At 40.4% G+C, this 24,062-nt stretch carries 20 protein-coding genes and 1 tRNA gene; 16 read left to right on the forward strand and 5 right to left on the reverse strand.

Going from position 1 to position 24,062, the window contains the following annotated elements; all coding sequences use genetic code 11:
* Position 1: 1 nt before the first annotated feature.
* Both recO and pdxJ read left to right on the forward strand, forming a co-directional pair.
* Positions 2-691: a DNA repair protein RecO gene (gene recO / locus AC3KVK_RS04565; protein ID WP_490313219.1), complete on the forward strand. Its 690-nt coding sequence runs from the start codon at positions 2-4 to the stop codon at positions 689-691.
* A gap of 4 nt (positions 692-695) precedes the next feature.
* The gene (gene pdxJ / locus AC3KVK_RS04570; protein WP_490313220.1) at positions 696-1,427 is read left to right on the forward strand and encodes a pyridoxine 5'-phosphate synthase; all 732 of its coding nucleotides are present in this window, start codon (positions 696-698) and stop codon (positions 1,425-1,427) included.
* Between the two features lie 68 nt (positions 1,428-1,495).
* Here the strand turns inward: pdxJ and barA are convergent, their stop codons facing one another.
* Entirely contained in the window at positions 1,496-4,276 is a 2,781-nt protein-coding gene (gene barA, locus AC3KVK_RS04575; RefSeq protein ID WP_490313221.1) for a two-component sensor histidine kinase BarA, read from the reverse strand.
* Between the two features lie 84 nt (positions 4,277-4,360).
* Here barA and rlmD point away from each other — a divergent pair, with 84 nt between their 5' ends.
* The 5 genes from rlmD to eno all read left to right on the forward strand — a co-directional run bounded on the left by rlmD (position 4,361) and on the right by eno (position 11,840).
* Positions 4,361-5,683: a 23S rRNA (uracil(1939)-C(5))-methyltransferase RlmD gene (rlmD, locus tag AC3KVK_RS04580; protein ID WP_490313222.1), complete on the forward strand. Its 1,323-nt coding sequence runs from the start codon at positions 4,361-4,363 to the stop codon at positions 5,681-5,683.
* 5 nt (positions 5,684-5,688) lie between these two features.
* Positions 5,689-7,857, forward strand: coding sequence for a GTP diphosphokinase (relA, locus tag AC3KVK_RS04585; protein WP_490313223.1), 2,169 nt, complete (start codon positions 5,689-5,691; stop codon positions 7,855-7,857).
* 12 nt (positions 7,858-7,869) lie between these two features.
* Positions 7,870-8,676: a nucleoside triphosphate pyrophosphohydrolase gene (gene mazG, locus AC3KVK_RS04590; protein ID WP_490313235.1), complete on the forward strand. Its 807-nt coding sequence runs from the start codon at positions 7,870-7,872 to the stop codon at positions 8,674-8,676.
* A gap of 160 nt (positions 8,677-8,836) precedes the next feature.
* Complete coding sequence (gene pyrG / locus AC3KVK_RS04595; RefSeq protein WP_490313224.1) at positions 8,837-10,471, forward strand: CTP synthase; 1,635 nt, start codon at positions 8,837-8,839, stop codon at positions 10,469-10,471.
* 76 nt (positions 10,472-10,547) lie between these two features.
* The gene (gene eno / locus AC3KVK_RS04600) at positions 10,548-11,840 is read left to right on the forward strand and encodes a phosphopyruvate hydratase (protein WP_490313225.1); all 1,293 of its coding nucleotides are present in this window, start codon (positions 10,548-10,550) and stop codon (positions 11,838-11,840) included.
* A 91-nt stretch (positions 11,841-11,931) separates the two neighbouring features.
* Here eno and mutH read toward each other — a convergent pair whose 3' ends face one another.
* Positions 11,932-12,624: a DNA mismatch repair endonuclease MutH gene (gene mutH, locus AC3KVK_RS04605; protein WP_490313226.1), complete on the reverse strand. Its 693-nt coding sequence runs from the start codon at positions 12,622-12,624 to the stop codon at positions 11,932-11,934.
* A 614-nt stretch (positions 12,625-13,238) separates the two neighbouring features.
* Here mutH and rppH point away from each other — a divergent pair.
* The 8 genes from rppH to AC3KVK_RS04645 all read left to right on the forward strand — a co-directional run bounded on the left by rppH (position 13,239) and on the right by AC3KVK_RS04645 (position 20,922).
* Positions 13,239-13,757: an RNA pyrophosphohydrolase gene (rppH, locus tag AC3KVK_RS04610; protein WP_086743921.1), complete on the forward strand. Its 519-nt coding sequence runs from the start codon at positions 13,239-13,241 to the stop codon at positions 13,755-13,757.
* Positions 13,758-13,816: 59 nt separating this feature from the next.
* Positions 13,817-16,114 carry a phosphoenolpyruvate--protein phosphotransferase gene (gene ptsP, locus AC3KVK_RS04615; RefSeq protein ID WP_490313227.1) on the forward strand — a complete coding sequence of 766 codons (2,298 nt, stop codon included), beginning with the start codon at positions 13,817-13,819 and terminating at the stop codon, positions 16,112-16,114.
* A gap of 61 nt (positions 16,115-16,175) precedes the next feature.
* Positions 16,176-16,979 (forward strand): sulfite exporter TauE/SafE family protein, encoded by an 804-nt coding sequence (locus tag AC3KVK_RS04620; protein WP_490313228.1) that lies wholly within the window; start codon positions 16,176-16,178, stop codon positions 16,977-16,979.
* A gap of 13 nt (positions 16,980-16,992) precedes the next feature.
* The gene (gene lgt / locus AC3KVK_RS04625; RefSeq protein ID WP_490313229.1) at positions 16,993-17,790 is read left to right on the forward strand and encodes a prolipoprotein diacylglyceryl transferase; all 798 of its coding nucleotides are present in this window, start codon (positions 16,993-16,995) and stop codon (positions 17,788-17,790) included.
* A gap of 15 nt (positions 17,791-17,805) precedes the next feature.
* Positions 17,806-18,639, forward strand: a complete 834-nt coding sequence (locus tag AC3KVK_RS04630) for a thymidylate synthase (RefSeq protein ID WP_490313230.1) — start codon at positions 17,806-17,808, stop codon at positions 18,637-18,639.
* A gap of 28 nt (positions 18,640-18,667) precedes the next feature.
* Entirely contained in the window at positions 18,668-19,558 is an 891-nt protein-coding gene (gene galU, locus AC3KVK_RS04635; RefSeq protein ID WP_490313236.1) for a UTP--glucose-1-phosphate uridylyltransferase GalU, read from the forward strand.
* A gap of 78 nt (positions 19,559-19,636) precedes the next feature.
* The gene (locus AC3KVK_RS04640) at positions 19,637-20,242 is read left to right on the forward strand and encodes a FlgO family outer membrane protein (protein ID WP_490313231.1); all 606 of its coding nucleotides are present in this window, start codon (positions 19,637-19,639) and stop codon (positions 20,240-20,242) included.
* A 14-nt stretch (positions 20,243-20,256) separates the two neighbouring features.
* On the forward strand, positions 20,257-20,922 hold the full coding sequence (locus tag AC3KVK_RS04645; RefSeq protein WP_490313232.1) for a FlgO family outer membrane protein: 666 nt from the start codon (positions 20,257-20,259) through the stop codon (positions 20,920-20,922).
* A 397-nt stretch (positions 20,923-21,319) separates the two neighbouring features.
* On the opposite strand, the gene AC3KVK_RS04650 is transcribed toward AC3KVK_RS04645, so the two are convergent.
* Positions 21,320-22,180 (reverse strand): IS982 family transposase, encoded by an 861-nt coding sequence (locus tag AC3KVK_RS04650; protein ID WP_248532008.1) that lies wholly within the window; start codon positions 22,178-22,180, stop codon positions 21,320-21,322.
* A 126-nt stretch (positions 22,181-22,306) separates the two neighbouring features.
* Positions 22,307-22,972 (reverse strand): FlgO family outer membrane protein, encoded by a 666-nt coding sequence (locus AC3KVK_RS04655; RefSeq protein WP_490312684.1) that lies wholly within the window; start codon positions 22,970-22,972, stop codon positions 22,307-22,309.
* Between the two features lie 96 nt (positions 22,973-23,068).
* Between AC3KVK_RS04655 and AC3KVK_RS04660 the strand changes: the two genes are divergently transcribed.
* A tRNA-Arg gene (locus tag AC3KVK_RS04660) sits at positions 23,069-23,143 on the forward strand.
* 124 nt (positions 23,144-23,267) lie between these two features.
* On the opposite strand, the gene AC3KVK_RS04665 is transcribed toward AC3KVK_RS04660, so the two are convergent.
* On the reverse strand, positions 23,268-23,996 hold the full coding sequence (locus AC3KVK_RS04665; RefSeq protein WP_490312683.1) for a glutathione peroxidase: 729 nt from the start codon (positions 23,994-23,996) through the stop codon (positions 23,268-23,270).
* Between the last annotated feature and the right edge of the window lie 66 nt (positions 23,997-24,062).

The following is a 24,062-nucleotide window of genomic DNA, read 5'->3' on the forward strand; positions in this document are numbered from 1 at the left end:
TGTGAATCACACTTTCTACCATGCATATTTGATGCATCGCCGCCCTTATAGCGATTCTCAAGTGATGCTTGATATGCTGGTAGAAAACCTTGGGCAAATTAGGTTATTAGCTCGCCTAAAAGGTAGGCAAGCCGTCAAGCACAGTGCACAATTGCAGCCATTTCAAGCGCTATTAATTTCATTTTCAGGCCACGGAGATCTGAAATACCTCAATCAATTTGAGTTAGCTTCTGAGTCAACGACACTTGAAGGCAAAGCCCTCTATTGTGGTTTTTATCTCAATGAACTTTCCAATCGCATTATTCCAATCAATGAACCGATCGATTTAGTCTTTGAGCTCTATCAGCAGCATTTGAGGTTACTGAGTCAATCAGAACAATACGAGCCAACCCTGCGTTCCTACGAATATCAATTACTTGAATTACTAGGCTATGGCGTTGATTTTAATTATGATGCACAAGGTGAACCGATTGATGGTGATGCTGTGTATGTGTATGTAGATGAGCAAGGGTGGTGTAAGCAAACAACCTCTCATAGTGGGTTTCGTGGTGTGCAGTTAGTGGCATTTAGTCGACTTGATTTTTCAGAGTCGCAGACACGGCTATTAGCAAAACAATTTGCTCGTTATTTATTAAAACCTCTTTTAGGCGAACGTGAGTTAAAAAGCCGAGAGTTATTTTTACCAAGGTGAATCAATGAAAGATATATTACTGGGTGTCAACGTTGACCATATTGCAACATTACGCCAAGCTCGTGGCACGACTTTTCCTGATCCTGCTCATGCTGCCAGTGTTGCTGAGCATGCCGGCGCAGACGGTATTACCATTCACTTAAGAGAAGATCGCCGCCATATTCAAGATCGTGATGTTCACGTGATGAGTAAAACGATTCAAACGCGGATGAACCTGGAAATTGCGGTCACTGATGAAATGATTAACTTAGCGCTTGAAGTAAAGCCGGAATACGTGTGCTTAGTGCCTGAAAAGCGTGAAGAGTTAACCACAGAAGGCGGATTAGACGTGGCTGGCAATCAAGCGAAAATCGCAGATGCTGTCAGTCGCTTAGCAGGAGCCGGAATTAAAGTTTCTTTATTTGTTGATGCTGATCCAATTCAGTTAAAGGCATGCGCTACTGTTCATGCCCCTTACATTGAAATACACACAGGAGCATATGCTGATGCTCAAACAGATGAGGAACAACTGGAAGAGTTAGAGCGTATTAAGGCTGGTGTAAGGTTAGCTGTGGAACTTGGTTTGACTGTAAATGCGGGTCATGGTCTTAATTATCACAATGTTAAACCGATAGCGGCCATCGAAGATCTTTACGAGCTTAACATTGGCCATGCAATTGTTGCGCGGGCGGCAATTGATGGCTTAGAAAAAGCAGTGCGTGATATGAAACGCTTGATGATTGAAGCGCGGATGTAAGTGCTTCACGTTATGCTGAAAAAGGTTCCAATAGGAACCTTTTTTATTATGCGAAAATGCACGAAAGGTTAGATCGCCGTAGGTTCTTCTTTTTGTGCATCGGCCAATAAGTTAACTAATTCATCTTCGAGCTCAAACAACTCCGGTTCAATATAACTGAGATCTTGTCCTTCTTTTAAGGCTGTTTCAATGGTTTCAGCCAAATGTTTGAGCTTGGGCACACCTGTGTAACAGCACGCACCATGAAATTTATGAACAATATTAAGCACGTGTTGTTGGTCCATACTTTCACTTGCCGAGCGTAATTCATTCAATGTTTCAGGAACACTCAAAAGCAACATATTAAGCATTTCATGAGCCAAATCTATTTTTCCGCCAGCTCGCTGAATAGCGAGTTGCCAATCTATACGTTTGCTCGAAAACGGTGGTTGAGATTCGGCTTTTTGCTTAGGTTCTATTCTGTTTTTGTTATTGGGCGTTGAATCTGGGCTGTACTCATGAATTGTTTGACGTAGCATTTCTTCATCAAGTGGTTTAGTTAGGTAATTTTTAAAACCGACTTTTAATAATTGATCTTTTTCACCCGCTAATGCATGTGCCGTTACGGCGATAATAGGTGTTGATTCATTAATGCTGCTTTCAATGATTAATTTACAAGCTGTCACACCATCCATAATGGGCATTTGAATATCTAAAAAAATTAAATCGTATTTATGAGTTTTAGCGAGACTTAATGCTTGGGCGCCATTATGAGCCGTGTCAATAAACTCTATTTGCTCCTCGAGTAACGTACACATTAACTTTAAATTTGCATCATTATCGTCAACAACCAATGCTTTAATAGGTAACACTTTATGTGCTTGTTCAGGAATATGGATACTTGGATGATCAAGACGATAGGGGGCGGCGAGGCTTTCGCATAGTTTGCGATGGTTTAAAGGTTTGCTTAAACACGCATCAGCGCCAGTCCCAATAAAAGCTTCTCGCATATTGTGTGAGATGGTATTCACCATGAGGTATAAATAGTCGCAGTGCGGCCTCACTCTAGTAACTAATGATTTGATTTCATTCATATTATCTAAAGATGCGGCGTGACCGAGTATTGCAATGTCAAAACTAAAATCGCTGTCTAAAGCTTGTTCTAAATCAGCTAAGCTTAAACAGGGGGTAACGGCCATCTTCCATTGCGTAAGTATGGCGGCTGTTGCCTCGTGTGTATGACGGTGAGTCTCAAAGTAGAGTACACGCTTTTGTTCGATGCAATGACATGGAAGGTTGTCGCTGTACTCTCGTTTAGGGAGCGTTAAAATTGCATTAAATGTAAAGCAACTACCTTTTCCAATCGCAGAATTGAGGGAGATTTTCCCGCCCATAGCTTCGACTAAATGTTTGGTAATAATTAAACCTAGGCCTGTGCCACCGAATTTTCGTGTAATGCTAGAATCTGCTTGCCCAAAAGCAGAAAATAATGCGTCTTGTTTATCGGCACTAATCCCAATTCCACTATCATTAATAGCAACAAAAATTGAGACTTGATTATTAGCAAAATGACGGCAATCAATATCGACAAGGACGTGACCTGATTCGGTGAATTTTATCGCATTACTAATTAGGTTAATCATTACTTGCTTAAAACGAGTGGGATCACCGACTAAGTTATCAGGCACTTGTTCGACAATATTAATCGACAGTTCAAGGTTTTTATCATGAGCAGAAGGGGCCAATAATGTGAGTACTTCATTTATGGTATCTCGAAGCTGAAAATGGATATTTTCGAGCTCCATTGCACCGGCTTCGAGCTTAGAAAAATCAAGAATGTCACTAATAATAGCCAATAAACTATTGGCCGAAAGCTCTATGGTATCGAGGTAATCTTTTTGGTGTTTATTTAACGGGGTTTTGTAGAGTTGACGAGTGAAGCCAACCACACCATTCAAGGGAGTGCGGAGTTCATGGCTCATTTTTGCAAGAAAATCAGATTTGACCCGATTAGCATCTTGAGCTTCTTTTTTGGCGATATTAAGTTGGATATTTTGCGTTTCGTATTGTTCGAGTGTTTCTCGGTAGTCGCTGATTGCTTGGTCGATGTGCTTTTGCATCTCGTCCTTTTGCAGCACCATATTATGAGCAATGCTGTTAAGGCCGCGACGAAGTAATTCAAATTCTCCCTTCATAGGTTGGTGTAATGAAGTATCTTGTTCACCTTCTTTTAATTTGTCGATAGCAAAGACTAACTTACTGATCGGGTGCAAAAAGGTACGGCTAAATCGAATTGCTAAATAAAAGCTAATCATTAACGCTAAAATAATAATGGCTAGACTGACTAACAGCGCTTTTTGCTGACCAATAATGGCAAAGTCCTTATTCATTTGAATCACTAAATAGCCTTTAAGCGCTGCAGTATCATCAAATTGAAATGGGTCCCCCTGATCAGTGGGATCAAAAATAGGATGAGTAAAAATAACGAAGTCATTGGTGATTTGCTGGCTTAATGTTTGGTGAACAGCTAGATCGATGTTTGGCACCAGTAAGGCAAATTGCTTATGGTAGTTACTGGTCACAATGAGCTCTTTATTGTGATCAAATACAGCGATGCTTTTAATGAGCGGTGTATGTTTATTGTGGCTTTGACTAACAAGGCGGCTCAGTTGTGGTTTATTTTGGGTAAATAGAGGGTGTTCAGTTGCAATTGCGAGTGGCTCGATGATATTTGTGCCTTGCTCAAGGAGTAAATCATTCAGATCTAGATAACGATTTAGTGTAAAATAGCCACTTAGCAGTAACCCGATGATCAAGGTTGGTACTAATGTTAATACTAAAATCCAATCTCTTAACCCTAATTTGGTCATAAAACGTGTTTGGTTACATTTAATTAATAATTTGAAGAGTAAAGCTAAATACACGCTTTATCAATAAGAAAGGCTCGGATATTTATGGCGCAGTTTTTTAAACCACAAAAAGCGACCCAAACACAGGCGCAGCGTCGATTAACAATTACCTCCCTCGACCATGAAGGTGTTGGAGTAACACGTGATAAAAATAAAGTCTGTTTTGTTGAAGGTGCGTTAACAGGTGAGACTGTACTGGCCAAAGTGATGCAAACAAAAGCCAAGTTTGAGCGGTTAACAACCCAAAAAGTGCTGACACCTAGCCCTTATCGAGACACACCTTTTTGCTCTCACTATGGTGTTTGTGGTGGTTGCCAATTACAGCACTTGCAACTAGAACAACAATTAATTGAAAAACAGCACGCCGTCAGTCAGCTATTTACTAAGTTCGCTAAAATTGATGATTTAAATTGGCTCCCTCCTATCGTCTCAGAGCCGCTACATTATCGAAGAAGTGCACGCGTGGCTGTTTTTTATGATAAGCAAAAACAGCGATTTAATATCGGGTTTCGCCAAAAGGGTTCAAAAAAAATTATTGATGTTGATGCTTGCCCAGTATTGGACCAGCGTTTTTCAACAGTGTTTACTGAATTTAGGCAGTTATTACCTAAATTAAAGCAAGGCCAAGCCATTACACACATTCAGCTGTGCGCAGCTAATCAGGCTTATTTAGTGGTTCGCCATATAAAAGCATTGCCCGAGGAAGATACCAGAGCTTTAGAAGCTCTTTGCCAACAACATGGTTGGTCTTTGATGCTGCAAGGCGAAGCTGGCCAATTTAAGCTAGGAGAGTTAGCTCAACCATTTTATCAACTGCCGCAGTGGGGTTTAACACTTGAGTTTAACCTAGATAATTTTGTGCAAGTGAATGATGCAGTCAATAAAAAAATGTTATCTCAAGCAATCAATTGGTTAGCGTTAGAGAAACACGAAAAAGTACTGGACTTATTTTGTGGGATCGGTAACTTCAGTTTAGCAATGGCTGGACATGTACAGAGCGTAATCGGCGTTGAAGGTGTACATGCTTCAGTCTCGATGGCAGAGCATAACGCGACACTCAATAAAATCGATAATGCAACGTTTATTTGCCAAGATTTAAGCTTAGATATGCGTAATAGTGAGTGGTTTAAACAACCATTCGATGTGCTAGTTCTTGACCCGTCTCGTGGCGGTGCCTTTGAAATTCTTCAGCAGCTAAAACTTAAACGTTTCAAGCGCATTTTATATGTGTCGTGTGATCCGGTGACGTTAGCCCGCGATAGCCAGTTGATAACGGCTGCTGGGTTTGTTCAACAAAAGATCGCCTTAATGAACATGTTTCCACATACAGGGCATATCGAAACAATGGCACTGTATGTAAAGAGGTAAACTAAATGGTTTCAATTAGAAAATCTCATCTAAATGATATTCATAGTAATGAAAAAGCGTGGTTGGCACATTTACATTTAGAAGCAGAAAAAAGTCAGTTATTGCAGCAAGTCATGGTGTTTTGTAACGTTTTTGAAGAGGAACCCTTGCACATAACCGCACGCGAAATGGTTGAGATTTTAGCTGATTTAAACTTAGATGATGAGAGTCTTGCGACAGCGTACCTAACACCATTTTATCTTGCCAACCAAGTTGAACTGGACGTAGTTGAAAAAAAGTTAGGCAAGCCCATCGCTATTTTGCTCAATGGTGTATCGCAAATGGCTACAATCAGTATGTTGGCCTATCAAGATAAAGAATCGGTTCAGATCGACAATATCAGGCGAATGCTGTTAGCCATGGTTGAAGATGTACGTGCTGTTGTAATCAAACTCGCGCAGCAAGTATGTCATCTGCGCGCAGTAAAAAATGCATCAGAAGAAGAACGTGTCATCACCGCCAAAGAAACGGCCAATATATTTGCACCGTTAGCTAATCGTTTGGGGATAGGTCAGCTTAAATGGGAATTGGAAGATTTATCGTTTCGCTATTTACACCCTGAGACTTATAAAAAAATTGCTAAATTGCTTGAAGACAAACGCCTAGATCGTGAGTCATACATGACTAATATGGTCGAATTAGTTAATGCGAAATTAGCAGAGGCTGGTATCGAAGCACAAGTTTACGGGCGCCCAAAGCACATTTTTAGTATTTACAAAAAAATGTACAAAAAGAACTATGAGTTTGACCAACTTTTTGACATTCGTGCGATGCGCATTGTGGTCGAACGCATTCAAGATTGTTACGCTGCATTGGGAGTTGTTCATACTAATTGGCGACATCTAAATAAAGAATTTGACGATTATATTGCCACTCCAAAGTCGAATGGCTATCAGTCGATTCATACCGTAGTCGTGGGCCCAGAAGGAAAAACGGTTGAAATCCAAATTCGCACCGATGCTATGCATCAAGATGCAGAGCTAGGTGTAGCGGCGCATTGGCTATATAAAGAAGGCGCGCTACCCGGTAAAGACTCTGGCTACGAACAAAAAATTAATTGGTTACGCAAAATCTTGCAATGGCAAGAAGAAGTGACCGATGGGACAGAAATTGCGGATGAACTAAAAACACAGGTTGTCGAAGATCGCGTCTATGTTTTCACTCCGCGAGGCGATATCATTGATTTGCCGCTAGGCTCAACGCCGTTAGATTTTGCTTATTATATCCATTCTAATGTCGGACATCGTTGTATTGGTGCAAAAGTGTTTGGCAAAATCGTGCCATTCACTCATCAACTAAGCACTGGCGATCAGGTTGAAATATTAACACAAAAAGAGCCTAACCCAAGTCGAGATTGGCTCAACCCCTCTTTGGGTTACGTCAAATCATCACGGGCACGCGCGAAGATCCATCACTGGTTTAAATTGCAAGATAGGGATAAAAATCTTGCCGCTGGAAAAGAAATTATCGATTCGCAATTAGGTAAACTCGGCCTGAATAATAAAGATCTCGATGATGCCGTTACGCGATATAACCTCAATCATATTGATGATTTACTTGTTGCCATTGGTGCTGGTGATATTCGACTTAATCAATTACTTAATTTTTTGCAAAGTGGTCAAAACAGCGAGGATGACGAACCTAAGTTTCGTCGCCACAGCCGCCCACAAAACAAAAAAGGCGATAAGAATGGCGTGGTTGTCGATGGTGTAGGTAGCTTAATGAGTCATATGGCCAAATGTTGCCAGCCTGTGCCAGGTGAATTGATTTCAGGGTATATCACTCAAGGTCGTGGTATTGCTGTGCATCGAGCTGATTGTGAACAATATGGGAATTTAAAACGCAGACATCCTGAGCGAGTCATAGCTGTAAGCTGGGCGCAAGAAATAGCCAATGTGTTTACTCTAACTGTGCATATTGAGGCAAATGATCGCCCAGGCTTGATTCGAGATATCAGTAATGTTTTAGCCAATGAACGAATCAATGTGCAAAACATGAATGTCCGAACTGTAGACGATCAACAATTAGCTATTTTTGAGATGAAACTTGAAGTGGCCGATATTTCCAGTATGAACCGTGTGCTTGGCAAAATTGCACAAATAGAAGGGGTTTACGAAGCCCAGAGGTCACACTAATTGAACTCACACATACAAGAACATGCTGCACTCACCGAGCTGCTGAGTATTATGAAGCAATTACGCGATCCTGATTCAGGTTGTCCGTGGGATCTCGAGCAGGATTTTGTAAGTATTGTCCCGCATACCTTAGAAGAAGCGTATGAAGTGGCCGAGGTTATAGAGCAAGGAGATTGGCAGCATTTAAAAAGTGAGTTGGGCGACTTACTCTTTCAAGTTGTGTTTTATGCACAATTAGCAAAAGAAGCCGACTTTTTTGATTTTGAGCAGGTCATGGAAACGCTCAATAAAAAGCTGGTACGTCGACATCCACATGTTTTTGGTAAGAGCCAAGCAGGCACTCAGGCAGAACTTGCGCTCCAATGGCAAGCAATAAAAGATCAAGAGCGTGCTGCCGAAGGTAAAAAGTCAGAGACATTATTTTCCTCAATACCGATCGCACTGCCCGCATTATCACGGGCGAATAAAATCCAAAAGAAAGTTGCCAGGTTAGGGTTTGATTGGCCAAAGGTGTCAGGGGCATTAGAAAAAGTAAAAGAAGAAGTCTGTGAAGTAGAAGTTGAACTAAACGCGAATCCTTTTTCTGACAAAGCAGCAGAAGAAATAGGAGATTTACTGTTTGCAGTTGTCAATGTTGCTAGGCACTGTAAACGTGACCCTGAGCAATTACTCCGTCAGGCAAATATTAAATTTAGTCAGCGATTTGAAAAAGTTGAGCGTTATTTGTGCGAGCAAGGGATAGCAATAGAACAAGCCAGCCTAGAACAAATGGATAATGCGTGGGAGCATGTGAAACGTCAAGAAGTAACAAAAACTTAACTTTTCACTGTCTCAAACGATTAAAAAAACAGCTGTCTCAAATAAAATAGTTACGCTGAATTGACTATTTTATTTGAGTGTAAGGCTTGTTTTGCGTATAATTCTCTCCCGTCTTGTTTCTTATATATTCCATTTTAATTCCTGACATCTTAGGATTCGCATGAGTACAAAATTTATCTTCGTAACGGGTGGTGTTGTATCCTCCTTGGGTAAAGGTATTGCCGCAGCTTCATTAGCCGCTATCTTAGAGGCACGTGGTTTAAAAGTAACCATGCTGAAGCTTGATCCATATATCAATGTAGACCCAGGCACGATGAGCCCAATCCAACACGGTGAAGTATTCGTCACAGAAGACGGTGCAGAAACAGATCTGGATTTAGGTCACTATGAGCGCTTTATTCGCACCAAAATGACCAAGAAAAATAACTTCACTCAAGGTCGCGTATTTGAAGATGTACTTCGTCGCGAGCGTCGAGGTGAATTCTTAGGTGCAACGATTCAAGTTATTCCTCATATTACAAATGACATTAAACGTCGTGTACTAGAGGGTGCAGAAGGTTGTGATGTGGCTATTGTTGAAATCGGTGGGACTGTTGGTGACATCGAATCACAGCCGTTCCTCGAAGCGATTCGTCAATTAGGCACAGAACTTGGTCGTGAAGCTGCGCTTTATATGCATTTAACATTAGTGCCGCATTTAGGTGCTGCGGGTGAGCTAAAAACTAAGCCAACACAGCACTCAGTAAAAGAGCTTCGTTCAATCGGTATTCAGCCTGATATTCTTATTTGTCGTTCTGATCGCGCGATTCCGGCTAACGAGCGGGCAAAAATTGCGTTATTCACTAACGTAGAAGAAAAAGCGGTTATTTCATTAAAAGATGTCGGCAGCATTTACCAAATTCCAGCTATTTTAAAAACACAAGGTTTAGATGACTTAGTTTGTCGTCGTTTTTACCTTGATTGCCCAGAAGCAGATTTATCTGAATGGGAACAAGTGTTATATCAAGAGTCGAACCCTACAGGTGAAGTGACCATTGGTATGGTGGGTAAATATATCGAATTACCTGATGCTTACAAATCAGTGAATGAAGCGCTTAAACATGCAGGCCTTAAAAACCGCGTAACCGTTAATATTCAATATGTTGATTCTCAAGATGTTGAAAGCAAGGGTGTTGAAATTCTTGCTGGTTTAGACGCGATTTTAGTACCGGGTGGTTTTGGTCATCGCGGCGTTGAAGGTAAAATTGCTGCAGCTAAATATGCACGTGAAAACAAAGTGCCATATTTAGGTATCTGTTTAGGTATGCAAGTTGCGTTAATTGAGTACGCACGAAATGTAGCGGGCCTTGAAGGTGCCAACTCAACAGAGTTTGATTCAGCCAGTCCACATCCTGTTGTTGGTTTAATTACTGAGTGGTTAGATGCTGAAGGTAATGTTGAACAACGTGATGAAGAGTCGGATTTAGGTGGCACGATGCGCTTGGGTTCTCAGTTATGTCATTTAACTGAGGGTTCAAAAGTTCATCAAGTGTATGGCTCTGCTGAAATTGTCGAGCGTCATCGTCATCGTTATGAAGTTAATAACAATTACGTTGAACGTTTAGAACAAGCGGGTTTAGCATTTACCGGTTTGTCAGAAGATAAAAAGCTAGTCGAAATTATTGAAAATAAAGATCACCCTTGGTTTATTGCAGCTCAGTTCCACCCTGAGTTCACGTCAACACCACGTGATGGTCACCCTCTGTTTGAAGGGTTTGTTGCTGCCGCTCGTGAGTTTCAAAAAGCGTCATCATAATCAAATTTAAAATAGGCCGTGATTGTTCACGGCCTATTTGTTTTTAGCAACCATAGTATGGGAAAGAGGAAAAAAGATGTCAGAAATAGTTAAAGTGATTGGTCGTGAAATTATGGATTCACGTGGTAACCCTACAGTTGAAGCCGATGTTCATTTAGCTTCAGGTGCTTGGGGTCGTGCGTGCGCGCCATCAGGGGCATCTACCGGTACTCGTGAAGCACTGGAATTACGTGACGGTGATAAGTCACGTTATTTAGGCAAAGGCGTTTTAACCGCTGTAAACTTTGTCAATACAGATATTGCCAATGCAATCATAGGTCAAAGCGCGCTTGAGCAAGCAAAAGTTGACGGTATCATGATTGAATTAGATGGCACCGAAAATAAAGAGAAATTTGGTGCAAACGCCATTTTAGCGGTATCGCTTGCAGTTGCTAAAGCCGCAGCCCAAGAAAAAGGCGTTGAGTTATACGAACACATTGCTGATATCAATGGTACTTCAGGTCAATACTCTATGCCTGTACCGATGATGAATATCATCAATGGCGGTGAGCACGCAGATAATAACGTTGATATTCAAGAATTCATGATTCAACCAGTTGGCGCAGAAAACTTCCGCGAAGCATTACGTATGGGTGCGGAAATTTTCCATACGCTTAAAAAAGTACTCAGTGCACGTGGCCTGAGCACGGCAGTCGGTGATGAAGGTGGTTTTGCCCCTGACTTGAAATCAAATGAAGAAGCGCTAGCTGTGATTGTTGAAGCTGTTGAAGGTGCTGGTTATGTGATGAATAAAGACATCACGCTTGCATTAGACTGTGCATCATCAGAATTTTACAGTGACGGTGTTTACGACCTAAAAGGTGAAGGTAAAACATTTAACTCAGAAGGTTTTGCTGATTTCCTAGCTGACTTAAGCCAACGTTACCCAATCGTTTCAATTGAAGATGGTCTTGACGAAAGTGACTGGGACGGCTGGAAGGTATTAACCGATAAAATCGGTGATAAAGTTCAGTTAGTCGGTGACGATTTATTTGTAACCAATACGAAGATCTTAAAGCGTGGTATCGATAATGGTATTGGTAACTCAATCTTAATTAAATTTAATCAAATCGGTTCACTCACTGAAACGCTTGAAGCAATTAACATGGCTAAAGAAGCGGGTTTCACTGTGGTTATTTCACATCGTTCAGGTGAAACTGAAGATGCTACGATTGCAGATCTTGCTGTTGGTACTGCTGCGGGTCAAATTAAGACTGGTTCACTATGTCGCTCTGACCGCGTTTCAAAATATAACCAATTACTTCGCATCGAAGAAAAATTGGGCACTGCGGCAAAATATAACGGCCGAAGTGAAATTAAAGGTCAGTAAGTATTTGCTGATTTGATAAAAACCGCCAATAGGCGGTTTTTTTATGCCATGTCGACACTAAGTGACAATTTTTATGTTTTCTTTTAGGGTTTTATTGGCCAAATTGAGTCATTAAAATCTCTTGAGTGAAATGGGTTTGCAAATAGTATCCCCTAGGAAGTGTTTTAATGATTGTGCCATTAGGGCCAATTGCATCTGTGAGCGCTTTTGAGTTTGCCGCTTTAGGCCTTATTTGCATTACTTGGCCAAATTTAGCATTCAGCTTTTCAATCTGGCCTAGCGCAATCATTTCAGTCAACTCTTCCCAATCTTGTTTGAGTAAAGCTTCTTGTACGGAGTTCGGTTGCCATAAAAAACCACTGCCAATAATACGATCGACTGGGGCAATATCGCGCTCAGATAAAATAGGGAGCCACAGTACATGAGTCAGTTTTTTCTTCACCACACTTTGCTGCCAAGTTGCATGTTGCAAATTGAGTAAAGGAGTCACTGATACATAGGTGGTCTCAAGTGGCTTACCAGAATAAGAAATGGGGATTGTTTTTAGCTCAATTCCAAGTTGTGGGAAATCAGGTTCGGGACGTGAACCTGCCGATGCACCTAAAACCCACTCGATTAGCTGGCCAATCCAGCCTTTATCACGTAATAAATCTTGGGGGGTTTTAAAGCTATTGTGGAATGCAAGCTCACCTAAAGTCAGGCCAGCAATAGCTTGAACTCTAACCATGAGTTCGTCGGTTGTTCTTGGTGGTAGTGGTTTATTTGGTAATTTCACTGTGCTCATCGTGTGGTCAATTAACTCACTAAAAGGCTAGTTTACTGAGATGTAATCCGGAGATAAAGTAGACTGCGATCTTTATGATTTTGAAAGCTGGATTTAGCCATCAACGGCTTGTTGTTTATCTATAAGTTATTCACTGATCAAAAGTGATCAACGACATATTGTTAATTGTATTGCATGAAGTGACAACTTATCCATTGAATTTGTGTATTTGTGCACTTTTATAACAAATATTGCTGGTTTATAGTGCATAACTTTCTTTGTGGTTGATTTTTAACCTTGTGGTTGGTGGTGAAAAAACAATCCTATTTTTAAATGCGATTTTATTCGTATCTTATTGTTACTTGGTGTTTTTTTAGTTTTTGGTGTATCTTTTATTTTTGTGTTTTCTGAGTTTTAATAGTTAAATACATGAATATGAACAAACTTATCCACAGAAACTGTGGAGAAAAGTGTTTTTTGGTTGCTCTATTGTGAATTTGTCTGTTAATTGCTCAGATTTATCCAAGGCTATTGATAAGGTGTGAATAAGGTGAGCGAAAGCGCTTTTAATATTTGCCGTGACACCGGTATTGTGGAACAATCAAGAAAAGTCGACAGATTACGAGGCTCTACAGGTGATTGATGCCGAAGGATTTCGAGCCAATGTCGGGATTGTGATTTGTAATAATCAAGGGCAGGTTTTTTGGGCCAAACGTTATGGTCAGCATTCGTGGCAATTCCCACAAGGGGGTGTTGATGATGGTGAGACGGCAGAAGAAACGATGTACCGTGAATTACATGAAGAAGTGGGCTTAAGGCCAGAAGATGTTGAAATTCTGGCTAGTTCAAAACATTGGCTACGTTATAAATTACCAAAAAGGTTGATCAGAAGGGATTCAAGCCCTGTGTGTGTTGGTCAAAAGCAAAAATGGTTTTTATTAAAGTTAAAATGTAAAGATGAGGATGTAAACTTACTTAAAACACACCATCCTGAATTTGATGGTTGGCGGTGGGTAAGTTATTGGTATCCAGTTAGGCAAGTGGTTTCGTTTAAGCGTGATGTCTATCGCAGAGTAATGAAAGAATTTGCACCAATAGCGATGCCATTTTATAAAAAAGAACAACCACGTGATGGATGGCGATCACGTAATTAAGGAAAGCACATGGCACTTAATCCAACAATTCGACCCCTTGATTCGATTAGGTGCTGACCATGCTGGCTGTCTTACGAAAAATTGCTGAGGCTGTGTCGCAGCAGCCTGATTTAACCAGCTCACTAAAGTGCTTTGTTTCCTCAGTCCGTCAAGCGATCAATACCGAGTGTTGCTCTGTCTATTTTGCCGATTATTCGCAAGATGATTTTGTGTTGATGGCAACTGAAGGGCTGAACCCTTCTGCTGTTGGTAATTTCAGAGTCGGGTTTACTGAAGGCTTAGTCGGACTCGTAGCGCAACGTGAAGAGCCTATTAATCTTGCATTTGCACAGACTCATCCCCGTTTCATGCTCGCTCCAGAGGTTAAAGAAGATAACTATAATGCTTTTTTGGCGGTGCCCATTGTGCATCAGAAAAAAGTGATGGGTGTGATCGTTGTACAGCAAAAGATAGCCCGTGTATTTACTCAAGATGAAGAGTCGCTATTAGTGACTCTTTCTGCTCAATTAGCGTCACAGTTAGCGTTGGTAGAAATTAAAGAGTTATTGAAACAAGATGAAATTTCGCACCAAACATCCTGTCTCAAGGGATTGTCGGGCGCACCTGGCATTGCCATAGGGCATGCATTTGTAGTGATGCCCAAACTGGATTTTGCGAGTTTTGAAACGCAAAAATGTCAGTCGATTAGTGCTGAAATCGCTTTGTTTAAACAGGCAGTCAGTGCGACACGACAAGATTTCAACCATATGTCAGTGCAGTTATCTGATAATGTCTCTTCAGAAACCCGTGCGGTATTTCAGGTGTATCAAAACTTACTCGACGCTAAGAGTTTAGGTAACAGTGTTGAGCGAGAAATTAATGCTGGTTGGTGCGCGAAAAGTGCTTTGAAAATCGTCATAGAAAATTTGGCCAGCCAATTTTTAGCGATGCAAGATGAATACCTTAAAGAACGCGCAATCGATATCAACGATATCGGTCTGCGAGTTTTACATCATTTACATGATACTGAGCAAGCCCATAAAACATATCCGGATAACACTATTTTAGTCGCCGATGTACTCACTCCGACTATGTTAGCTGACGTCCCGAGAGAGAAAATAGCCGGTGTGATTAGTGTCAGTGGCGCCGCAAATTCCCATGCATCGATTTTAACCCGCGCTTTAGGGATCCCCGCGATTTGGGGGGTGTCAGAGCTTCCTTTACTGCAAATTGAAGGTAAAGAGGTTATTTTAGATGCTTATGCGGGTCGTTTATATATATCGCCTTCGAATATGTTGCTGCGTGAATATACGCAGATTAAAAAGCAAGAAGGTTTACTGCATGATCAGTTTGAATCAGAGCATCATTTGGCGGCAGAAACCTTAGATGGTGAGCATGTTAAATTACTTGTTAATGCTGGGCTAGAAATCTCCTCAGACTTGGCGAGCGCTAATTTTATGGATGGTGTTGGGCTGTATCGAACTGAAGCCTGGTTTATGCAAAAAAACGCGTTTCCAACTCAAGCTGAACAAGAAGTGTGGTACCGTCAAGTTTTGAGTGCGTATTATCCATCGCCCGTTGTCATGCGCACGCTTGATATTGGTGGCGATAAAATGCTGAGTTATTTTGATGTTAAAGAGGAAAACCCCTTTTTAGGTTGGCGGGGCATTAGGGTGAGTTTAGATCACCCTGAATTATTTTTAGATCAGCTTAAAGCAATGCTCAAAGCCAATGCAGGCCTTGGAAATTTAAAAATTTTGTTTCCTATGGTGACAGATGTCAGTGAAGTTTCGCAGGCTAAACGGTTATTAGAGCGGGCCTATTATGAATTAGAAGATGAATGGTCAGATCAATTCTATACCATAGAAATGCCCGAAGTAGGGGTGATGCTAGAAGTGCCGTCGAGCGTTTTTCTAATTCCAGAATGGGCCGATAAAGTCGATTTTTGTTCGGTTGGCAGTAATGATCTAACTCAATACTTATTAGCTGTAGATCGCACAAATGCACGTGTGGCAGAACTTTTTAACCCGTACCACCCTGCAGTGTTACGAGTGTTAAATACGATAGCCGAGCAATGCCATAAATTTGAACTGCCGTTTAGTTTATGTGGTGAACTAGCAGCTGATGCAGAAGGAGCTATTTTACTCGTTGCTATGGGCTATCGGAGTTTAAGTATGAACCCAGGATCTATTAATCAAGTAAAGTGGGCGTTACGTCGGTTAGAAGTGCGTTACATGGAAGACTTACTGGCTGAATGTTTATTGCAGCCCAGTGCAATTTTAGTACAGCGTTTGGTACGTAACTTTATAGTTGAACATGGATTAAGCCAGCTTCTATATACTTGCCATGGTTTAAATGAGCCGATGAGTGGTGTTTAATTCTAGTATTACCGTATAATAAAAAAATATAAGCATATAACTAATTTCTTATCGGGATACTATGAATGATTTAATGGCTATCATTACCTATTGTGCCTTTTTAGGTTGTGCTGTTGGTTTTTTAGCTGGTTTATTGGGGATTGGCGGTGGTTTAATCATCGTACCAGCGCTTAGTTACATTCTAGTGGAGTATCATGTTCTCAGTAGTGAGCATGTATTTGTAGTAGCCATTGCCACTTCATTAGCCTCGATAATTTTTACATCCTCATCTTCTGCATTTGCTCATCATAAAAATCATAATATTCCATGGGATGCAGCGCCAGCTGTATTAATCGGTGTGGCGATTGGATCACTGATTAGTGGTTTCTTAGCCAGCTTTATCCCAGTTACATTTTTAAAAACTGTTTTTGCTATCAGTGTAGTATTTATTGCGTTACGAATGATGCTAGCTAAACCACAAACTCAGGTTCGCCAACTTCCAGGCTCGCCAGTGTTAGCGAGTGCGACAGCATTATTAGGTGGAGTATCTGGACTCATAGGAATAGGCGGTGGCGCACTTTTAGTTCCCTTTCTGACCTATTTTTCGATGGAGATGAAAAAAGCCATTGGATGCTCTGCAGCCAGTGGTATAGCTATCGCTGTTTTTGGTACGATTGGTTATGTGGTTTCGGGCTTAAGTACTACGAGTTTATCGAATGGCTTTCTTGGATTTGTTTATTTGCCTGCATTGTTTGGTATAGTAGTGACTTCAGCGATATTTGCCCAATTTGGGGCAAAAGCAACACAGTTTTTACCTGTGGGTATCATAAAAAAAATCTTTGCTATTTTATTGGTTATTGTAGCAATTCGAATGTTATTTTCTTAAAGGCATATATTAAATGGCGTTAGCGTTTCCTGAAATCGATCCGATTATCTTTTCAATTGGACCTTTGAGTGTCCGTTGGTATGGCATGATGTATTTAATTGGTTTTGCGTGTGCGATGTGGCTCGCAAACCGTCAAGCGGCTAAAAGTGCAGGACAATGGAGTAAAGATCAGGTTAGTGATTTACTTTTTTATGGCATGCTAGGGGTTATTTTAGGGGGGCGTTTTGGTTATGTGTTGTTTTATCAATTTAGCTATTTCTTAGAAAATCCGCTCTATTTATTCCGAATTGATCAGGGGGGGATGTCATTTCATGGCGGCGTGATAGGCGTTGTGTTGGCTGTGATGTGGTTTGCTAAAACCCGCCAAAAACGTTTGCTTGAAGTCGGTGACTTTGTCGCGCCATTGGTCCCGCTTGGGCTGCTTGCAGGACGAATAGGAAATTTTATAAATGGTGAACTGTGGGGGCGTACAACCGATGTTTCTTGGGGAATTGTGTTTCCGGGAGCTGGAGCCTTACCGCGCCATCCTTCGCAATTATACGAAGCATTCTTAGAAGGGTTGGTGTTGTTTTTAATTTTGCAGTGGTTCATTAAAAAACCTCGCCCTGCAGGTAGTGTCGCGGGAGTCTTTTTATTAGGCTACGGTAGCTTCCGCTTTATTGTTGAATATTTTAGAGAACCAGATGCGCATTTAGGCCTGTTTGCAGGCGCTATATCGATGGGACAAATTTTATCAACTCCGATGATTTTAGCTGGAATAGGCTTTTTAGTTTGGGCTTACCGCAGTCATCAAAAAGCAGCATTAAATTAATTTAGAAGTCAGATAATGAAACAGTATTTAGAGTTAATGCGCCATGTAAAAGAACATGGTGTTAAAAAAGAAGACAGAACAGGCACAGGGACAATCAGTGTATTCGGTTATCAGATGCGTTTTGATTTGAGTGAAGGTTTTCCGCTTGTTACAACCAAAAAATGCCACCTCAAATCAATTATCCATGAGTTGTTATGGTTTTTAGCCGGCGATACCAATATTAAATATTTGACTGATAATGGGGTGAAAATTTGGGATGGCTGGGCGACAGAGGAAGGAGAGCTTGGTCCTGTTTATGGTGCGCAATGGCGCTCATGGCAAGGTCAAGATGGTCAAGTTATCGATCAAATCGCTGAACTTATTGAGCAAATTAAATCAAATCCCGATTCACGTCGATTGATTGTTAGTGCGTGGAACCCCGCTGTTTTACCTGATACGAAATTTTCACCCAGTGAAAATGCGGCGAATGGTAAACAGGCATTACCCCCATGCCATACTTTATTTCAGTTTTATGTATTAGACGGTAAGTTATCTTGCCAACTGTATCAACGTAGCGCTGATATTTTGTTGGGTGTGCCATTTAATATCGCAAGTTATGCGTTGTTAACGATGATGATTGCACAAGTGTGTGATCTAGAAGTGGGGGATTTTGTCCATACATTTGGTGATGCTCATTTATATTTAAATCATTTAGAGCAGGTCGATGAGCAGCTATCTCGCACTCCTTTTCCAAAACCAACTATGAAAATTAATCCTGCAATTGATGATATTTTTGCGTTTAAATATGAAGATTTTGAATTAGTGAATTATCAGGCACACCCTCATATTAAAGCCCCCGTTGCGATTTAACATTATTGATAAACAAGGTTGTTACATGATGAAAAAAATTCAAAAAGCCGTCATTCCAGTTGCAGGTCTTGGCACACGTATGCTGCCAGCAACAAAAGCGATTCCAAAAGAAATGCTGCCGATTGTCGACAAGCCATTAATCCAATATGTCGTATCAGAAGCCATTGCTGCAGGGATTAAAGAAATCGTATTGGTTACACATGCCAGTAAAAACTCAATTGAAAACCATTTTGATACAAGTTTTGAGCTTGAAGCGACCCTTGAAAAACGTGTAAAGCGTCAATTACTCGACGAAGTACAAGCTATTTGCCCCAAAGATGTGACCATCATTCATGTCCGCCAGGGGGAAGCTAAAGGTTTAGGGCATGCGATTGCTTGCGCTGCGCCTATTATTGGTGATCATCCATTTGCTGTTATTCTTCCGGATGTCATTCTTGATGAGGCGAGTTGTAATCTGAAACAAGATAATCTTGCTGATATGATTGGCAAGTATAATCAATCATCGATTAGTCAAATTATGGTGGAAGAAGTTCCTCATCAAGAAGTCGATAAGTTTGGTGTCGTTGATATTCTCGGGGTGGAATTGCAAGCGGGTCAATCGGCAAAGATTGCCGCCATGGTTGAAAAGCCTCCAGTCGATGAAGCGCCTTCGAATCTAGCTGTCGTAGGGCGGTATGTGTTAAGTGAAAAAATCTGGGCTCTTTTAAAGCGAACACCTCCTGGGGCTGGGGATGAAATACAGCTGACTGATGCGATTGCAATGTTGATGGAAACCGATGATGTGGAAGCCTATTATATGAAAGGTAATAGCCATGACTGTGGGAGCAAACTCGGTTATATGAAAGCTAATGTTGCTTACGCTCTTCGTAGGGAAGATTTAAAAGATGAGTTAGCCGCATATATTAAAACCTTGCTGTAACCGCCACACTAGCCAAAAAAGGTGCCAAATGGCACCTTTTTTGCATTCACTGGTTATGTTTTATAAGTGGTGAAATCAATGAGCCGGATATTGGTCAGTCTTTTGTTCCCTGTGTTAATTGCCGGGTGTCAAATTACATCAGAACCACCAAGACCCATAATAGAGTCAGAGCAAACCATTCGTTTAGAATCCATGCAATCAAAACTCCAATCTGAAGTGGAGCAATTAAATTACGCAATGTTGAAAGATATGGCAAACTTCAGGGTTGGTGCCAATATTGCCGTGATGACTTTTATTGCAACTGATTCATTAACTGCTGCTGCGAATAACCAGCCAGAATATATGCTAGGTCAACAATTGAGCGAAAGTTTGAGTGTTAATCTCACTCAAATGGGGTTTAATGTTGTTGAGCATAGAAGAGCTGAATCTATTCACTTGAGAAAGAACGAATCGGTCATTTTGAGTGCTAACCCAGACATGTTAAAGACCAATCATAATATAGACTATATTGTTTCTGGAACTTATACGCTGACTGAGATGCACTTTATCGTTAATGCAAAGCTAATTGATCTATCGACAAACATTGCCGTTGCTGCTGCAAGTCGCACTATACCCATGGAGGTAATGTGGAATGACGCCAAAGTTAAGTTGCGAGCTGGTATGCTTTATCGAAGTGAATACTGAAAAAGGGGAATCGAATGAAATCTATCTTGTTAACTGCAGGCGCTTTAGGTCTAACCGGTTGTAGCTCTTTTTTTGCTCCTACTTCAGATACTGAACAGCATCAAGTTAAAGTGGTTGCTGGGGGAGAAGAATATGTCGCTGCTGATAATTTAAATTACCAGAAGCAAAAGTATCAACAGCATAACCTTAATTCAATTAGTCCGGTAAAAAATGAAAATATTAATTTTTACTCTCAAGCTATTATGCAGGATTTAGTTGCAAACCTTCAATATGTGAATAGCACCACACCGATAGCCATCACAAGCTTTGTTTTTACTGATAGTGATTTAGACGAAACGAATATTATTGGCAATCAGCTCGCGGAAAGTTTGTTACATGAAGTGCACAAGTTTGGTATCCCTGTTATTGATTTTAAATCTACAGGCTATATTAGAGTCAGTCCTCAAGGTGACTTTATTTTAACGCGAGATTACCTTGAGTTAAGCAACAGTATTCCGATCAAATATGTACTTGTTGGCACTCTTACTCGGCAAAAAACTGGGTATTTGGTAAATGCACGCATTATTGGTGTGAACTCAAAAGCTGTGGTTGGTACGGCACAAAGTTTTATTCCTTCGTCAGTACTTGATGGGTTTATTGATATGAAAAGTAATGATGGAATTAAAATTATCCAAGGCTGAAAATTTACAGACTAACTTTAGCGCCAGTTGAAGGCAAAGAGGCTTAAAGGCAAACTCAGTAGGTTTAAGATATGTATATTATTGAGCTTAGTCGATTAAATAGTTTGCTATTGAGTCTTTTATTTAGCTCTTATAGAGTTAGGCATTTCAAATGTTTAGCAGGGCCAGATACTATTTATAGTTAGCCTGTAAGCTCCATCAAGTAAAAACTCAAAGCGCTTCACTCCAAAATAAGTAAAGCGATGGAGTACTTAATTTATACATTCTAGTTTGAAGTAACGAGATATATTTTAAGTATGAAGAGTTTACTTCTCATACTTAAAAATACGACCCTTTACATATTTATTAAAGTATAAAAAGGGTCTTTAGCTTAATTAACCTCAGATCTGCATAAGAATTAAAGCCGAGTCACTTTTATACTCGGCTTTTTAGTCTGAAAAGTATAGGCAATTAATCCAGCCATTAAATTAACCATAAATGAGATGCAGCTGCGGTGCCTTGTGTGGTCTATTTGAGCCATATTTTTCAGCTGGTCGAAAACTGTTTCAATGATGAAACGCTTTGATAACATCGCTCTATCCCAAGATGATATTGGCTGACGTTTCATATTACTTCGTTGACCTGTAATAAAATCAATGCCTTGCTCAGCAAGTTCCGCTTTTAAGTTTGCAGATACATAACCTTTATCAGCGTATAAACTACCTGTAACATTATCAACCATATCTAATACCGGCTGTCTATCATCAACATTCCCAGCTGTCACTTTTACAGCTAATAAACCCCCTTCATCATTCATGATGAGGTGAAGTTTAAAGCCATAAAACCAGCCCATTGTTCCTTTGCCTCGTTTGGCTTCTCCCGCGAAAACTTGGTGACGAGGAATACGCATGTTGTGACACACCTTGAGAGAAGTGGAATCGATAAATGCAATGCCTGTTGGTTTATCAAAGCGCTGCTTCAGATAGCTGCACAGAGCAGGTAACGTGGCCTGAAGTAACTTCAACATACGTGTATAACTGACTAAATCAGGAAAATAATGTCGCCAATACTGACAAACAAATTTGGTGTAGTAAGTTTTAAAATCGCGATAACCTGATTGATGAAAAGCAATTAATATAGTCATCACTTCGCTAGAGGATAGTCGAGATGGCTTAATGCGTTGCTTTTCACCTGATTCTATTAGGTGTTTAAGCCATTGAGGTTCAAACAATAAACAAAAATCATCGACATCTACGTAAATTGCATCTAAGTTATTCATGCCCTTGCCTCGGTAATCTTATGTTTCTTGGTCGAAAGATCTGATCACCGCAAGGGCATTTAGTTCCATTTCTTATGTGCAGCTCAGGTTAATTAAGTGGATGGGGAAGTAAAGCGAGATGGTCCATTAAATCACTTGTCTAACTATCAAGCTTGGTATGAGTTTATTTGATGAGGCAACGATGGTATTACTTTTTAAGGCAATTACCCGAGCGTTGACTATGACACCTTTATCATTATTTATCATTGTCCCAGAAAGGATATACCCAATATTCTGCTGCTTCTTAAGTTCTTCAATATTTCGAGAAAAAGCAAAATCACCTTTATGGGTTACTGCGATGTGACCTGTGATTTTGTGATCGCTAATGGGCAGTCCTAGCTTAGGTAATTCAGTTAGGAAATACTCTGCAATTTGGTTGCCTAATGCGTTTGTTTGTTTAAGTGTACTATCAAGGTTAACAAATGATGTGATAGCGATAGGTTGTTGAATATTTTGCTGTTTTAGTGAATCATTTAGTTCTTTAGACATTTGCAAAATATATTCATTGAGTAGCTGAAAGTTTATATTTGTCCTGAATAAGCTTGGATCTTGCGCATCAGAATGCATGCCATAGAGCCCTGTATTTGATTTAACCTCAGAGCTATGGATTCCAATACTCCCGCAGTGATAAGTTTGGCCCGTTTCATCTATACATGTATTATTTTTAGAACTTGTACTGCTTGTCGGGAGATTACAGCCTAGGAGTGTCGCAATTGGCAGCAAAGTTATGTATTTTTTAAATTGGAAGTTCATAAATAGCACCTCAATATATTTGATTTAACAGATGCATTTTTTACGCCACAATGATTGAATATAGAGATGGTTTTCTGTAATGTTAAGTGATGATGTGGCCTCTTAGTTAAATGGATATAACGGCCCCCTCCTAAGGGGCAGTTACAGGTTCGATTCCTGTAGGGGCTACCAATAAAAATTAATGGTTAATATTGATGTGTTCTTTATTCAATAATGAAAACCGAGTAATTTAAAACTAAAAAAGCAAAGCTCACGCTTTACTTTTTAGTTTTAATAATAACGATTGAGACTATTGCTACTCGAAATAAGCCTCGAGGTCGTCAGAGCCGCCGATATGTTGTCCACCGATAAAGACTTGTGGAACAGTATCTCGCCCAGACATTGCTTTTAAGCTCGTCAAGGAAGCATCTCTACCGAGAATTATTTCTTCATAGGCAAGGCCTTTTTGCTGCAAAAGGCGCTTTGCATTATTACAAAATGGGCAATTAGGTTTAGTAAATAATGCAACCGGTTTTGGTTTAATCTGATGAGGGTTTATATAGTTAAGCATCGTGTCGGCATCTGATACCTCAAATGGGTCACCCGGCAAGTCAGGCTCAATAAACATTTTTTCGATTACACCATTTTTCACCAGCATGGAATACCGCCAGCTGCGCTTGCCAAAACCAATATCACTTTTATCTACCAGCATACCCATACCTTGAGTGAATACACCTGAACCATCAGGGATCAAACGGATATTACTCGCTTCTTGATCTTGGGCCCACGCATTCATCACAAAAGTATCATTCACTGAAACACATAAAATCTCGTCCACTCCATTATTTTTGAAAACAGTCGCTAACTCATTGTAACGCGGTAAGTGTGTTGATGAACAAGTCGGAGTGAATGCGCCTGGTAGAGAAAAAACGACCACAGTTTTATTGCTAAATAGCTCATCTGTAGTGACTGAATGCCATTCATCATTGTCTCTAAAAGGGAAGGTAGCCTTCGGGATAGTGTGTCCAGATAAATCTTTAAGCATAAGAAAGTCCTTTAATTAAGTGGTAGCTAGATTAGAAGTTATTATGAACACGGATGCTCTATTAAT

It is taken from the genome of Pseudoalteromonas sp. J2K-J979 (genome assembly GCF_058169715.2).

Coding starts and splice junctions, on each gene's coding strand:
- pdxJ (WP_490313220.1), top strand. CDS start 696: ATGAAAGATATATTACTGGGTGTCAACGTTGACCATATTGCAACATTA.
- barA (WP_490313221.1), bottom strand. CDS start 4,276: ATGACCAAATTAGGGTTAAGAGATTGGATTTTAGTATTAACATTAGTA.
- rlmD (WP_490313222.1), top strand. CDS start 4,361: ATGGCGCAGTTTTTTAAACCACAAAAAGCGACCCAAACACAGGCGCAG.
- relA (WP_490313223.1), top strand. CDS start 5,689: ATGGTTTCAATTAGAAAATCTCATCTAAATGATATTCATAGTAATGAA.
- pyrG (WP_490313224.1), top strand. CDS start 8,837: ATGAGTACAAAATTTATCTTCGTAACGGGTGGTGTTGTATCCTCCTTG.
- eno (WP_490313225.1), top strand. CDS start 10,548: ATGTCAGAAATAGTTAAAGTGATTGGTCGTGAAATTATGGATTCACGT.
- mutH (WP_490313226.1), bottom strand. CDS start 12,624: ATGAGCACAGTGAAATTACCAAATAAACCACTACCACCAAGAACAACC.
- ptsP (WP_490313227.1), top strand. CDS start 13,817: ATGCTGGCTGTCTTACGAAAAATTGCTGAGGCTGTGTCGCAGCAGCCT.
- AC3KVK_RS04620 (WP_490313228.1), top strand. CDS start 16,176: ATGAATGATTTAATGGCTATCATTACCTATTGTGCCTTTTTAGGTTGT.
- lgt (WP_490313229.1), top strand. CDS start 16,993: ATGGCGTTAGCGTTTCCTGAAATCGATCCGATTATCTTTTCAATTGGA.
- AC3KVK_RS04630 (WP_490313230.1), top strand. CDS start 17,806: ATGAAACAGTATTTAGAGTTAATGCGCCATGTAAAAGAACATGGTGTT.
- galU (WP_490313236.1), top strand. CDS start 18,668: ATGAAAAAAATTCAAAAAGCCGTCATTCCAGTTGCAGGTCTTGGCACA.
- AC3KVK_RS04640 (WP_490313231.1), top strand. CDS start 19,637: ATGAGCCGGATATTGGTCAGTCTTTTGTTCCCTGTGTTAATTGCCGGG.
- AC3KVK_RS04645 (WP_490313232.1), top strand. CDS start 20,257: ATGAAATCTATCTTGTTAACTGCAGGCGCTTTAGGTCTAACCGGTTGT.
- AC3KVK_RS04650 (WP_248532008.1), bottom strand. CDS start 22,180: ATGAATAACTTAGATGCAATTTACGTAGATGTCGATGATTTTTGTTTA.
- AC3KVK_RS04655 (WP_490312684.1), bottom strand. CDS start 22,972: ATGAACTTCCAATTTAAAAAATACATAACTTTGCTGCCAATTGCGACA.
- AC3KVK_RS04665 (WP_490312683.1), bottom strand. CDS start 23,996: ATGCTTAAAGATTTATCTGGACACACTATCCCGAAGGCTACCTTCCCT.